Here is a 13604-nt window from a genome sequence, read left to right as displayed (position 1 = left end):
TACAGCAGTTAAGGTAACACAACTTTTGGGACTTTGAAGCCCCTAAAGTTAAAAAAAACGGCTTTTGTCACACCATATGGATAAAAATTAACCAAAAGGTCTAATAAAACCGCTGCTACGCAGCATTGGCGTGCGTTTCAGCGGTGTTTGCTGATGGTTTATTCGCCGTCAAGTGCCACCGGTTTAAAACTTTCAACCGGTTCTTGTAAAGCAATATCCAAAACATCGTCTATCCACTGTACCGGATGAATGTCCAGATCTTGTTTTACGTTATCCGGAATCTCTTCCAGATCACGTTCGTTTTCCTTTGGTATCACTACGGTTTTGATGCCGCCACGGTGAGCCGCCAGAAGCTTTTCCTTTAAACCGCCAATGGCCAGCACTTCACCACGCAAAGTGATTTCACCAGTCATCGCTACTTCACATTTCACCGGGTTACCAGTTAATGACGATACCAATGCGGTACACATAGCTATACCCGCGCTCGGACCATCTTTTGGTGTCGCCCCTTCCGGCACGTGCACGTGGATATCGCGTTTCTCGTAAAAATCACTGTTAATACGTAGTTTCTCTGCTCGAGAGCGCACCACAGTCATGGCGGCGTGAATAGACTCCTGCATGACATCACCTAATGAACCGGTTGAGGTCATTTTACCTTTACCCGGAACCGAAGTGGTTTCAATGGTTAACAGGTCGCCACCAACCTGAGTCCAGGCAAGGCCTGTAACCTGGCCAATCTGGTTGTTCTTGTCGGCTTTCCCGTAATCGAAGCGCTGCACGCCAAGGTAATCTTTCAGATTGTCCTGATTGACCACAACTTTCTTGGTGGCTTTGTTGAGCAGAATATCTTTTACAGCTTTACGACACACCTTGGAGATTTCACGCTCCAGTGAACGTACCCCCGCCTCGCGGGTGTAGTAACGAATCATGCCAATAATCGCTGAGTCGTCGATCTCGAGTTCGTTTTTCTTAAGACCATTACGCTCGATTTGCTTACCAATTAAATGGCGGGTAGCAATATTGAGCTTTTCATCTTCGGTGTAACCGGACAGACGAATGACTTCCATCCGGTCCAGTAACGGCCCCGGAATATTCATGCTGTTTGATGTAGCAACAAACATCACGTCTGACAGGTCGTAATCCACTTCAAGATAATGGTCGCTGAAGCTGCTGTTTTGTTCCGGGTCGAGCACTTCGAGCAGCGCAGATGCCGGGTCGCCGCGCATGTCTGACGACATCTTGTCGATTTCATCAAGCAGGAACAGCGGGTTCTTTACTCCTACCTTGGCCATTTTCTGGATCAGCTTACCCGGCAATGAGCCAATGTAAGTCCGGCGGTGACCACGAATTTCGGCTTCATCACGTACACCACCCAGAGCCATGCGAACGTACTTACGTCCGGTAGCCTTGGCAACCGACTGACCGAGCGAGGTTTTACCAACCCCTGGCGGGCCTACCAGACAAAGAATGGGCCCTTTCAGCTTGCGCACTCGCTGCTGAACGGCAAGGTATTCAATAATCCGTTCTTTAACTTTTTCCAGGCCGTAATGATCGGCATTGAGGATTTCTTCCGCCTTCGCCAAATTCTTTTTCACCGCTGAACGCTTGTGCCATGGCACGCTGGTGAGCCAGTCGATATAACTACGTACTACGGTGGCTTCCGCTGACATCGGCGACATCATCTTCAGCTTTTGCAGCTCGGCTTTGGCTTTTTCTTCAGCCTCAGCAGGCATTTTCGCTTCTTCAATTTTCTTGCTCAGCGCTTCAAACTCATCCGGAGCATCGTCCAGCTCACCCAGTTCTTTCTGAATGGCTTTCATTTGCTCGTTGAGATAATACTCACGCTGGGATTTCTCCATTTGCTTTTTAACCCGGGTACGGATTTTCTTTTCAACCTGGAGTAAATCAATCTCGCCTTCCATCAGTGCCATCAGGTACTCAAGACGCTCATTAACGCCTTTCATTTCCAGCACTTTCTGTTTTTCGACGAGCTTAAGCGGCATGTGCGCTGCCATGGTGTCGGCCAGGCGAGCAGCATCGTCGATCCCATTTAATGAAGTGAGGACTTCAGGTGGGATTTTCTTGTTTAGTTTCACATAGCCTTCGAATTGCGAAACCGCCGAACGTATCAACACTTCCTGTTCACTTTCAGGCAAGTCTTCGTCGGCCGTGCGGTTAATGCCCGCGATAAAGTAAGGCTCAGTTTGGTTGTATTCAGCGATTTCGCCGCGCACATTACCTTCTACCAGTACTTTAACCGTACCGTCGGGTAGCTTAAGCAACTGCAGAATGGTGGCGATGGTGCCTACGGAATAAATATCATTGGTATCGGGTTCATCGATCCCTGCATCTTTTTGCGCAACCAGAAAGATCTGTTTGTCGCTGTCCATGGCCGCTTCCAGGCAACGAATGGATTTTTCTCGTCCAACAAATAAAGGTATGACCATATGGGGGTACACAACCACGTCCCGTAAGGCCAGTACAGGAATTTCAATGCGATTTTCTCGCTCTGACGTCATACTTCTTCTCTAACTTTTTCTATTAATGAGTGTTTATATGGGGATAGGCAGACAAAGTTCAATCAGTCTGTCATTGTTTTACTAAATCTTATTCCAAGATAGCGCAAAACATTGAATAATTGATACAAAAAAGGCCCTTTAATTAGGGCCTTTGGCATTTTTTCTTATTCACTTGCCGCTTTTTTATCAGCGTTGTCGTAAATCAGGATGGGTTTCGATTCTCCGCGGATAACCGTTTCATCGATAACCACCTTGGACACGTTGTCCATGGACGGTAGCTCGTACATGGTTTCAAGCAATACCGCTTCTACGATGGAACGCAGGCCCCGGGCACCGGTTTTACGCTGCATCGCTTTTTTGGCGATAGCAAACAGAGCGTCTTCGCGGAACTCAAGCTCAGTATCTTCGATTGCGAACAAAGCACCATACTGTTTGGTAATGGCGTTCTTCGGTTCCTTCAGAATCTGAATCAGTGCTTCTTCGTTGAGCTCTTCCAGGCTGGTCACAACCGGTAAACGACCGATAAACTCTGGGATCAGACCGTACTTCACCAGATCTTCCGGCTCTACCTGCTTGAACAGTTGCGACACTGCCTGTTTGTTTTCTTTGGATTTCACTTGTGCACCAAAGCCCATACCGCTGCCTTGTGCAGAACGTTGTTCAATGACCTTATCCAGACCAGCAAACGCACCGCCACAGATAAACAGGATCTTAGAGGTATCTACCTGCAAAAACTCTTGCTGTGGGTGCTTACGTCCGCCCTGAGGAGGCACGGAGGCAACCGTACCTTCAATCAGTTTCAGCAGTGCCTGCTGCACACCTTCACCTGATACGTCGCGGGTGATGGACGGATTGTCAGACTTACGGCTGATCTTGTCGATTTCATCGATGTACACAATACCACGCTGGGCTTTCTCTACATCGTAGTCGCATTTCTGTAATAGCTTCTGAATGATGTTTTCAACATCCTCACCCACGTAACCGGCTTCGGTCAGAGTGGTGGCATCTGCCATAGTGAAAGGAACATCCAGCAGTCGCGCCAGGGTCTCTGCCAGTAACGTTTTACCGCTACCAGTAGGGCCAATCAGCAGTATGTTACTCTTGCCCAGCTCTACACCATCATGTACGTCGCCGTTACGCAGACGTTTATAGTGGTTGTATACCGCGACCGATAACACCTTTTTGGCGTGGTCCTGACCGATCACATAGTCATTCAGATGCTCGTGAATTTCCTGTGGTTTCGGTAACGCGTTTTGATTTGCCTTATTCGGAGAAATATCTTTAATTTCTTCACGAATAATGTCATTACAAAGCTCAACACACTCGTCACAAATGAATACAGACGGACCTGCAATCAGTTTTCTGACTTCATGCTGACTTTTGCCACAAAACGAGCAATACAGAAGTTTGTTATCGCTATCGCTGCCTTGTTTATCGCTCATAAATTCTTGCCTCTAGACTGCCCGGCAAACACAAAAACCAGTGCCGGGCTTATATAACTATACTACTTAGTGGCGGATGCGTCAGTTCGGTTTGTTAAAACCTGGTCGATTAAACCATACTCTTTGGCTTCACTTGCACTTAAGAAGTTGTCGCGATCGGTATCGCGAGCCACGGTTTCGTAGTCTTGTCCGGTATGCTCAGCCATCAGTCGGTTGAGTTTTTCTTTGATGCTGAGGATTTCACGGGCATGGATTTCAAAATCAGATGCCTGGCCCTGGAAACCGCCTAAAGGCTGGTGAATCATCACCCGCGCATTCGGTAAACAGTAACGTTTACCTTTAGCACCACCTGACAACAGGAACGCTCCCATGCTGGCAGCCTGGCCAACACACACGGTGCTAACATCAGGTTTGATAAATTTCATGGTGTCGTAAATTGCCATACCCGCAGTAACAGAACCACCAGGAGAATTGATATAAAGGAAAATGTCTTTTTCCGGATTTTCCGCTTCCAGAAATAACATTTGTGCCACGATAAGGTTGGCCATGTGGTCCTCAACCTGACCCACCAGAAAAATGACGTTTTCTTTGAGCAGACGAGAATAGATATCGTAAGAACGCTCCCCTTTCGCGGTTTGTTCAACAACCATGGGGACCAGTGCATTCATTGGATCTAACGGGCTTTGCATTATGCGGTTACCTTAAGTACTTACAGAAATAAAAATGCTCGGACTAGACCGAGCATTTAAACAGTTGCGTGTAGGTTAAGTCAATCTGGGAGTGCAAAATTACCCCTGTTTGTTCATAACCTCGTCAAACGGCTTGTTCACTTCGGTGACTTTAGCCTGACCAACAACCCACTCGATCGCTTGTTCTTCGAGTGCAACATTTTGCATTTGTTGCATCAGTTCCTGATTATTTTTGTAGTAATCAACAACTTCTTGTGGATCTTCATACGCAGAAGCCATAGTTTCGATCAGGCTGTCTACTTTTTCCTGGTCAGCTTTCAGATCGTTTTGCTTGATGATTTCACCCAGCAGCAGACCGATGCTTACGCGACGCTGTGCATTGTCTTTAAATAGATCAGCTGGCAGGTCTGGCAGGTTTTGACCACCGCCCTGTTGGCTGAAACGCTGTTTAGCCTGTTCACGCAGTGCGTTAACTTCCTGATCAACCAGTGCTGCTGGCAGGTCGAGTTCGTTTTTCTCAAGCAGCTTGGCAATCACTTCTTCCTTAAGCTGTGTCTTAAGCGTCTGGCCTAATTCACGCTCCATGTTCTTGCGTACTTCTGCTTTAAGTGCTTCAACGTCACCGTCTTCGATACCGAACAGTTTAGCAAACTCTTCATCTACCTTAGGCAGTGTCAGGCCTTCAACTTTCTTCACGTTAACGGTGAATTGAGCTTCTTTACCTTTCAGCGCTTCAGCGTGGTAATCTTCAGGGAAAGTTACGTCAACGATAACTTCTTCACCTTTCTTCGCACCAACCAGTGGCTTTTCAAAGCCTGGGATCATGCGATCTTTACCCAGTTCCAGCGTAAAGTCTTCTGCTTTACCGCCGTCAAACTCTTCACCGTCGATGGTACCTACGAAGTCAATAACCATGCGGTCATCTTTACGCGCTTTACGCTTAACTTCTTTCCACTCGCCGTGCTGCTTTTGCAGAGTCTCTAACATGTTGTCCAGATCTTCATCGGCGATCTCAACAACTGTTTTTTCGATTTCGATGTCGTCTACGCCCTTTACTTCTACTTCTGGATAGACTTCAAACTTGGCAACAAATTCCAGGTCTTCACCGTCCTGATCTTTGGTCAGTTCAAATGAAGGCATGCCAGCAGGATTGATTTTTTCCTGCACGATAGCCTGATAGAAGTTTTGTTGCATAACGTCGCCAGCCACTTCCTGACGAACCGCTTGTCCGTAACGTTTCTTGATTACGCTTACTGGTACTTTACCTGGACGGAAACCGTTAATACGCTGAGTTTTCGCTAATTGCTGTAAACGCGATTTAACGGCGTTATCTACTGACTCAGCAGGAACAGTAATAGTAAGACGGCGTTCTAAACCCTGAGTCGTCTCGACTGAAACTTGCATTGTATTACCTCAACTTTGCGCCTAATACGCTTTATTTTCCAGCCTCTCGCCCGCCACTGAGAACAGTGATTAAAACTCAGGTAAGAGGTCGTTTCATCGCGCTATAATCTACGCGCTGCCTTAAAAAGACGCAGTAGTATACAGTTTGATAACATCAGAGTCGAGCACAAATCGGCGCTTTCTGTTTTCGCCCTGAACAGGCAGATATAATTGGTGATTTTCGGGCACTTAAAGGAGTGCAAAGCGGAGGTAAGCAGGACGTTTGCAAATGCTTTAACTTTGGTTAAATGAAAATTTAGAGAGATGGTCGGTGAGACAGGATTGACTCCGAACTCCTGTCCTTCGCCCTGCGGGCCAGCGCTAAAGTGCTGTTGCACATTGTTCCAGACAATGTGCTGAACTGCTCCCCTTACTTACACAAGGGGTCTTCGGCTATCTGCGAGGCATATCTTCTGAGAATTTATTAGAAATGGTCGGTGAGACAGGATTTGAACCTGCGACCCCTTGTACCCAAAACAAGTGCGCTACCAAGCTGCGCCACTCACCGACTTTAATCTGTGTTGCTAAAAAATGGTGTAAATGGTGCGGAAGGAGAGACTTGAACTCTCACGCCGTGAAGCACTGGAACCTAAATCCAGCGTGTCTACCAATTCCACCACTTCCGCGAGAAAATGGGGTGGACGATGGGACTTGAACCCACGACAACCGGAATCACAATCCGGGGCTCTACCAACTGAGCTACGCCCACCATTGAGGTGTTGCATTATACAAATAATAGTTGTGGTATGGTAACTATTATTTTCTTTTTGCTTACTTAGCTGCCGACTCGCTATGGCGCGTCCGGCAGGATTGCATCATACATCGTGTATGTTGTCCTTCGGACCAGCCCAAAGGCTGTGCCAATCTGTTCCAGACAAATTGGTCGAACCTGAGCTTCTCATCCTACCGACTCGCTATGGCGCGTCCGGCAGGATTCGAACCTGCGACCCACGGCTTAGAAGGCCGTTGCTCTATCCAGCTGAGCTACGGACGCTTGGCGAATCTTCGCTAGCAAAAAAGTGGTCGGTGAGACAGGATTTGAACCTGCGACCCCTTGTACCCAAAACAAGTGCGCTACCAAGCTGCGCCACTCACCGAACCTGCGTATCGGCGTGAACTTCATCACCGCTACGGGGTGCGCATACTACCGGCTTGCCCCTACCTCGTCAAACACTTTTTTACCCTAAAATAATCGTATGCTCATAAAGTCGGCAACTCGATCTAAAATTAGTCAAATTTACGCTTCTGACCAACAATTCACGTTTGTTGTTTTGCCTTAGCCGCTATACTTGTGGGAAAATATATCTCCTATCGTTTTTAATTAATTACTTCATTAAGCAGCCAGTAACTATGACCGCCCATTTGATTGACGGCAAACTTATTGCCAAACAAGTGCGACGAGACGTCGCTTTATATGTTGATTCACTAAAGCAAGCAGGCAAAAGAGAGCCCGGTTTGGCAGTGGTGCTGGTTGGCAGCGATCCAGCTTCGCAGGTTTATGTTTCTAATAAACGTAAAGCCTGTGACGAAGTGGGTTTTAATTCCCGTTCCTATGATTTACCGGCCGATACTTCACAACAACAGTTGCTCGACCTCGTTGATGAATTAAATGAAGACCAGACTATCGACGGCATTCTGGTTCAATTACCGCTACCTGCCGGACTCGATGCAGAACAAATTCTTGAGCGCATTCATCCCCACAAAGACGTTGATGGTTTCCACCCTTATAATATCGGCCGTCTGGCGCAGCGCATCCCGGCTTTACGCCCCTGCACCCCCAAGGGCATCATGACCATGATTGAAGCTACTAAGCGTCCCGTTAAAGGGTTAGATGCAGTGATTGTGGGCGCCTCTAATATTGTTGGTCGCCCAATGTCGCTGGAACTATTGCTGGCCGGTTGTACCGTGACTACCTGTCACAAATTTACTCAGGATTTAAAAAGCCACGTCAGCCGTGCCGATTTGTTAGTAGTGGCCGTAGGTAAGCCTGCTTTTATACCGGGCGACTGGATTAAACCCGGCGCAATCGTGATCGATGTAGGTATTAACCGCACCGCTGCCGGTTCACTGGTCGGTGACGTGGAGTTTGATAAAGCGGTAGAACGCGCAGGCTGGATTACGCCGGTACCCGGCGGTGTTGGGCCCATGACCGTCGCCAGCCTGATTGAAAACACGCTGGAAGCCTACGTTAAATTCCATTCTTAATTTAAAGTCATGACTTACAGCCCCGAGACGCCAGCCTGCCTGCATGTGCAGCGTTGGCTTGATGATATGGTTATTGGCCATAATTTCTGCCCCTTTGCCCGCTTTGTGCGAGACCAGCAGCGCATCCGCTTTGTGGACATAGCCTTCTCAGACATGGCCCAGGTGCTGGAGACATTGCACGATGAATTTCTGCATCTGGATACCACCAGCCATACATCCACAACCCTGATGGTGTTATCTGACGGTTGGCAACAGTTTGATGACTACCTCATGTTAGTAGATGTCGCTCAGCAATCTCTGAATCACTGGGGCTATGAAGGGGAATACCAGCTGGCCAGCTTTCATCCTGACTATCTGTTTGCCGGAGAAGCGGAAAATGCGCCCAGTCATTTTACCAATCGTGCTCCCCATCCGGTGATCCACATTATACGTGAAGCGGAAATGGAGCAGGCACTGGCGCACCACCCGGACCCCGAATCAATCCCGCAAACCAACATCGATACTACCGAAACGCTCGGCGAAGCAGCTTTGCAGGCTCAGCTTAAGGCGTGTAAAGCGCCACGTTAAAGCTACGCAGAGCACAGGTTATTAAGGACCAGCTGGCTGTTGCAGTAACTCTGTTTTCGGCGTTAACAGCCCACGCGCCTGAAAATCAGTCAGCCGGAACATCCACTCGGTGAGAGAAGCCGCGACCAGATCGCCGGCCAGCAACAACGAGTAACCACCTTCATCGTCATCCATCTGGTACAGCGTCATAGTTAATAATTTGCCGTCTTCTGCAGTAATATCGATGGTACGACGCAATTGCGCAGCAGCAGGCTCATGTATCAGCGGTGCAACACTGTCGTATTCGAAATTAACAATGTCATTCAGGGTGTGAGCCAGAACGCCAGGATAGGCCAGTGGTAACTTATTCTCACTGAGCTGCCAGTTACCCTCGGTGCCTTTATAAAGAGTAAAAGCCGGATCATCATCGATAACGATGGACTTAAGTGTTGTAAGTCCGGCATCAATAACGTCAGGCAACAACCACTCATAAGGTGTGAGCGGTAACGACAGGGTTTCGTCTATCAGATAACTCTGTTGCTGCGACGGCTCCCGAGCGTAACGGCCCAGGCCACTGGACGCCAGATTGCCTATTACCACTCGCCATTGCTGAGTATCCGTGGCAATAGTTAGCAGGGTACTTTGCGCGCCCGGCTGAGTAACAGGCTCTACGCCAAGCAATACATAACGCGACGCCTTAGCGGTTTTCGGTTCGATAATATGCGCCTGGGACAGGGCACTAACGAAGCCAGCCAGCTTTTGAACATCAGCAGGAAAAGTCATTACCGAATCCAGATGGGTTGCAAGCCAATGCTCGCCTTCCCGACGCGCTTTAAACAGCGCCCCTTCTGTATTTTCAATGGTTATTTGCGTCAGCGAATGACTTTGTGACGCTAGTCCGCCCAACAGTAAATGAGACTGAGAGCTCTGCTCGGGATGGCGTTCAATCACCAGATAATAACCGGCTCCCAAAGTCACTACGACCAGTAAAAATAATATAACAACGCGGGTCATGATCCGATGGCCTCCAGTGTTTTCTTCCCTGCTCTGCGACGCAGCAAACGCGCCATTCCCCACAGCACAGTTACCAATAATAAGGGGCTGATGGCTATGTTTACCAACTTGAGATAGTTACCCAACTGATCAATATCCCTTTCCAGCTGATATCGAACTTCCCGCAGTTCCCGGCGGATTTCGTTGCGCTGCGCAATAAACGTATCCAGTGCGGCCTGCTGTTCCGGGGTCAGCGTCAGCGCGCCAGACTCAGTCTGAACATTTTGCAGTTGGGCTAACTGTTCCTCTGTTTTCTGGAGCTGATTTTGCAGACGCTCTTCCTGTTCGCGGAAGCGAGCTTCTGCCGCTACCTGCAATGCCTGCACCTGTTCAAACGGCCTCGCGTAGGTGCCCCGGCCACGAATACTAATCAATGCATCACTACCTGCCAGGTTTTCACTGGCGTTGATAATAGCGTCACCATTGTTGGCAAATGGCGTGTAAATAGTTTCACCATAGAAATTCGCCTGTTGCACCCAAAAGCGGTCGGCCAGCAGGTCGGCATCGCTAAACACAATCAGATTTAATTTAGCCGTTCGGCTCACATGGGCCCTATTAAGCTCACTGGCGGATTCTGTCGCCGGAGCCTGGGTAAACGCCGAAGTCGCCGGACCACTGAACCGTGCTGCCAGAGTGACACGCTGTGGGTCTGAACTATCAAGCATTCGCTGCAATGCTTGTGGATCCTGCGTCATAGCGTACTCAGCGCTATCCACTATCACCGCATCGGCAGACGAATAGGCCAGAGGGGTGAGGGTTAAATTACTGCCTTCAGCCAGCGTCAGAGGCGCAAAAGACGAACCGTTAACGAGTTCCAGATTGGCCGTAATCACATCCTCGCGATTAAGTTGCTCACCGGTCAGCCCGATAATGCCGGGGTGGCGGGTTACCGCACCTTCAGGAGTGCGAATATCCAGACCCAGACGACCATCAAGTACCACCGAATCAAGCCCGGCATTAATACCCCAGCTTGTCAGCAAGCCAAAGTCAGACTTGTTCGGTTCCAAAGAGCCCATCATGGCCATGGCATCTGACTCATAGTGGGGATCCACAAATAACAGGATCCGCCCCTGCCGCATGGCGAACTGGTCGATGGAATACTGCAATGCCTCACCCAGGTTCTGCGGTTGAATAACCACCAGCACGTCGGTATTTTCCGGAATTTGTATGGCATCACTGCCAATGGTTGTGATGTCGTATAACTGACTTAGCTGGTTGTAAAACGTCATGGCTGGCGTCATCTGACCGCTCATCGGATTTTGCCCGCCCATCAGGTTGATATCGGTAAGTAGTGTCAGCTGTACCGGCTCTGGTTCACTAAGCTGATAAATCAGTTTGCTGATATCGTATTCAAGGAATCGTTCCTTCTGCGGATCGAAAAAGTTTATCGTAAACTGATTATCAACCGCATTCGTGCCGGCCAGACCAAAGTAAATGGCATCGCCTACCGGGCCAAGGGTTGCTCCGGTCAGGCCAAACTGGTTTGCCCGGTCTTCAGCTTCTGAAAAAGGCTCAGGATCGATGACATTTAGGGTAATTTTGCCATTTGCCCGTGATTCATACTCCTCCAGTAAACTCTGTACCCGGTTGGCATAGTTTCGTAACGACGTCATGCCCTTCGAGGCGGTATCAGAGAAGTAAAAATTAAGTACGATGGGCTCATCGATATCACTTAACACCCGCTGACTTCCCTCAGACAGGGAATACACCTGATCTTCGGTGAGGTCGATACGGTAGTCACCCAGCATTTCATTGTTAATAACCACCAGCCCGAGACACAACATGGCCAGTAGCAAAAGGGTTAAAAAAGCGATTAATTTCTGCATGGTTAATCCGCCTTTTTCTGCTCAATAACAATCAGGCTGGCATAGAGCCAAACCACCATGATGATGAAAAAATAGCCCACATCATTCAGTGCCAGTACACCTTTAGCCATAGCCTCAAAGTGACTCAGAAAACTGAAGCTGGCGACGGTATCGAGAATAAGGTTCCCGGCCCAGGGCTGAAAAGCATCCAATACGATACTGCTACCCGATACGACAAAAAGGAAGCACACTACCACCGCCAGAATAAACGCCACTACCTGATTACGGGTGAAGGCCGACATGCAGGTACTGATTGCCAGAAAAGCGCCGGCCATAAGCCAGCTGCCAATATAGGCGGCTACTATAATGCCGTGGTCGGGTTCACCAAGAAAATCAACACTGAGCCATAGTGGGAAAGTCAGCGCCAGCGCCAGGCCAAGCACCAGCCACGCGGCAATAAATTTACCCAGTACGGCTTCAGCCACACTGATCGGCAGGGTCATAAGTAATTCGATAGAACCGGACTTGCGCTCCTCCGCCCAGCTGCGCATCGCTATCGCCGGCACCAGAAATAAATACAGCCAGGGGTGGAAATTAAAAAACGGGATCAAATCGGCCTGGCCACGTTCGTACAGGTTGCCAATAAAGAAAGTAAAGATGCCGGAAAGCATCAAAAAGATAGCAATGAAAACGTAAGCGACCGGTGTGGCGAAAAAGCTCGCAAATTCCCGTTTGGTGACGATCCAAATATTACCCATGGACCACCTCTGCCGTAGTGATGTCCCGAAACACTTCATCGAGTCGACCGGTCTCCAGGGTCAGGGTATCCACAGGTAAACGCCGTTGGGTGACATATTCATTAATGGCATGGAAGATATGTTTGCCAGGTTCCGGAAACAAGGTTACCACACCGGTCTTGCGATCGATTTCCATTTCATCTACCCCTTCCAGTTCGGCCAGGCCGGAAATGTCAGCGGCATAGCTAAGACGCAGGCTCACCGCATTACAGTACCGCGATCGGTGCCTGAGTACTTCCGGTGTATCGTCGAAGCGTAATTGCCCGTCGGCGATAATCATCACCCGGTTACACACCGCCGCGACTTCCTCCAGAATATGAGTAGAAATAATCACAATTTTTTCCCGTGACAGATCTTCAATCAGCTGCCGGACATGGTGTTTCTGGTTGGGGTCGAGTCCGTCCGTTGGTTCATCCAGAATAAGAATATCCGGATCGTGCAAAATTGCCTGAGCCAGCCCTACCCGGCGTTTAAAGCCTTTGGAAAGATTGTCGATGGGCCGGTTCAGCACATCACCGAGCTCAACGCGATGAATCACATCGTACAGGCGCTCTTTACGGTGGGACCCTTTTAACCTTCTGACATCGGCAATGAAGTGCAAAAATTGCCACACCGTCATGTCCCCATACGCCGGAGCGCCTTCTGGCAGGTAACCAATATCCCGCTGAATTGCTTTCGCATCGCTGTCGATTGACCGTTCCTTTATAAAAATTTCTCCCTCACTGGGTGGCAGAAATCCGGTCAGCATTTTCATGGTGGTAGACTTACCTGCGCCATTCGGCCCCAGAAAGCCCACGATATTGCCGGGCGAAATGTCGAAAGAAAGGTTATCGACTGCTTTAAAATGGTCGTAAAATTTAGATAAATTTTTTACCGAGATCATAGCCATCCTATTTACGATCTACTGTTTAACAGTGCCTTTGTGCATTGCTGTGACTTACTGCAAAAGACCAAGGTATGTGGTTAGTGCTATATATTGGCATACGCGGGATTTTCAATCATGTAAAAAATCAGCAATTTGATGACTTATGTGCGCAGCGGGCAAAAAAAAGCCCGCGCAGAGGCGGGCTAAAGTGTTCCAGGGACTACCAGTGATTAGATAGCG

The 13604-nt window shown here is 48.8% G+C and carries 10 protein-coding genes and 5 tRNA genes; 2 read left to right on the top strand and 13 right to left on the bottom strand.

The features are described from left to right. Positions 1-158 precede the first annotated feature (158 nt). The 9 genes from lon to AC566Q_RS06355 all read right to left on the bottom strand — a co-directional run bounded on the left by lon (position 159) and on the right by AC566Q_RS06355 (position 7190). Entirely contained in the window at positions 159-2519 is a 2361-nt protein-coding gene (lon, locus tag AC566Q_RS06395; protein ID WP_499614961.1) for an endopeptidase La, read from the bottom strand. 164 nt (positions 2520-2683) lie between these two features. Beyond that, complete coding sequence (clpX, locus tag AC566Q_RS06390) at positions 2684-3961, bottom strand: ATP-dependent protease ATP-binding subunit ClpX (protein WP_105935589.1); 1278 nt, start codon at positions 3959-3961, stop codon at positions 2684-2686. 62 nt (positions 3962-4023) lie between these two features. Continuing rightward, the gene (clpP, locus tag AC566Q_RS06385; RefSeq protein ID WP_123324527.1) at positions 4024-4653 is read right to left on the bottom strand and encodes an ATP-dependent Clp endopeptidase proteolytic subunit ClpP; all 630 of its coding nucleotides are present in this window, start codon (positions 4651-4653) and stop codon (positions 4024-4026) included. A gap of 96 nt (positions 4654-4749) precedes the next feature. Further along, positions 4750-6054, bottom strand: a complete 1305-nt coding sequence (tig, locus tag AC566Q_RS06380) for a trigger factor (protein WP_123324526.1) — start codon at positions 6052-6054, stop codon at positions 4750-4752. Between the two features lie 470 nt (positions 6055-6524). Further along, positions 6525-6601, bottom strand: a tRNA-Pro gene (locus tag AC566Q_RS06375). A gap of 33 nt (positions 6602-6634) precedes the next feature. Next, positions 6635-6719, bottom strand: a tRNA-Leu gene (locus tag AC566Q_RS06370). 7 nt (positions 6720-6726) lie between these two features. Beyond that, positions 6727-6802 (bottom strand) — tRNA-His (locus tag AC566Q_RS06365). A 208-nt stretch (positions 6803-7010) separates the two neighbouring features. Next, a tRNA-Arg gene (locus tag AC566Q_RS06360) sits at positions 7011-7087 on the bottom strand. A gap of 26 nt (positions 7088-7113) precedes the next feature. Beyond that, positions 7114-7190, bottom strand: a tRNA-Pro gene (locus tag AC566Q_RS06355). A 253-nt stretch (positions 7191-7443) separates the two neighbouring features. Here AC566Q_RS06355 and folD point away from each other — a divergent pair. After that, positions 7444-8298 carry a bifunctional methylenetetrahydrofolate dehydrogenase/methenyltetrahydrofolate cyclohydrolase FolD gene (gene folD, locus AC566Q_RS06350; protein WP_499614957.1) on the top strand — a complete coding sequence of 285 codons (855 nt, stop codon included), beginning with the start codon at positions 7444-7446 and terminating at the stop codon, positions 8296-8298. Positions 8299-8307: 9 nt separating this feature from the next. Then, positions 8308-8865: a DUF1415 domain-containing protein gene (locus AC566Q_RS06345; protein ID WP_499614955.1), complete on the top strand. Its 558-nt coding sequence runs from the start codon at positions 8308-8310 to the stop codon at positions 8863-8865. Between the two features lie 21 nt (positions 8866-8886). Here AC566Q_RS06345 and AC566Q_RS06340 read toward each other — a convergent pair whose 3' ends face one another. Genes AC566Q_RS06340 through AC566Q_RS06325 form a run of 4 tightly spaced genes read right to left on the bottom strand, consistent with a single transcriptional unit; the run spans position 8887 to position 13382 of the window. After that, complete coding sequence (locus AC566Q_RS06340) at positions 8887-9858, bottom strand: DUF4340 domain-containing protein (protein WP_499614952.1); 972 nt, start codon at positions 9856-9858, stop codon at positions 8887-8889. Then, positions 9855-11723, bottom strand: a complete 1869-nt coding sequence (locus tag AC566Q_RS06335) for a Gldg family protein (RefSeq protein WP_499614950.1) — start codon at positions 11721-11723, stop codon at positions 9855-9857. Before AC566Q_RS06335 ends, AC566Q_RS06340 begins: the two co-directional genes overlap by 4 nt. A 2-nt stretch (positions 11724-11725) precedes the next feature. After that, positions 11726-12460 carry an ABC transporter permease subunit gene (locus tag AC566Q_RS06330; RefSeq protein WP_105935582.1) on the bottom strand — a complete coding sequence of 245 codons (735 nt, stop codon included), beginning with the start codon at positions 12458-12460 and terminating at the stop codon, positions 11726-11728. Beyond that, the gene (locus tag AC566Q_RS06325; protein ID WP_499614947.1) at positions 12453-13382 is read right to left on the bottom strand and encodes an ABC transporter ATP-binding protein; all 930 of its coding nucleotides are present in this window, start codon (positions 13380-13382) and stop codon (positions 12453-12455) included. The genes AC566Q_RS06330 and AC566Q_RS06325 overlap by 8 nt, the downstream gene beginning before the upstream one ends. Positions 13383-13604 lie beyond the last annotated feature (222 nt).

The organism is Alteromonas sp. H02 (assembly GCF_059682525.1).
Note: the sequence above shows the minus strand (reverse complement) of the source record. Positions and strands in the feature narration are given on the sequence as shown.

Bases quoted from the DNA above. Each gene is read 5' to 3' on its own strand.
- lon (WP_499614961.1), bottom strand. From the start codon at position 2,519: ATGACGTCAGAGCGAGAAAATCGCATTGAAATTCCTGTACTGGCCTTA.
- clpX (WP_105935589.1), bottom strand. From the start codon at position 3,961: ATGAGCGATAAACAAGGCAGCGATAGCGATAACAAACTTCTGTATTGC.
- tig (WP_123324526.1), bottom strand. From the start codon at position 6,054: ATGCAAGTTTCAGTCGAGACGACTCAGGGTTTAGAACGCCGTCTTACT.
- folD (WP_499614957.1), top strand. From the start codon at position 7,444: ATGACCGCCCATTTGATTGACGGCAAACTTATTGCCAAACAAGTGCGA.
- AC566Q_RS06345 (WP_499614955.1), top strand. From the start codon at position 8,308: ATGACTTACAGCCCCGAGACGCCAGCCTGCCTGCATGTGCAGCGTTGG.
- AC566Q_RS06340 (WP_499614952.1), bottom strand. From the start codon at position 9,858: ATGACCCGCGTTGTTATATTATTTTTACTGGTCGTAGTGACTTTGGGA.
- AC566Q_RS06335 (WP_499614950.1), bottom strand. From the start codon at position 11,723: ATGCAGAAATTAATCGCTTTTTTAACCCTTTTGCTACTGGCCATGTTG.
- AC566Q_RS06330 (WP_105935582.1), bottom strand. From the start codon at position 12,460: ATGGGTAATATTTGGATCGTCACCAAACGGGAATTTGCGAGCTTTTTC.
- AC566Q_RS06325 (WP_499614947.1), bottom strand. From the start codon at position 13,382: ATGATCTCGGTAAAAAATTTATCTAAATTTTACGACCATTTTAAAGCA.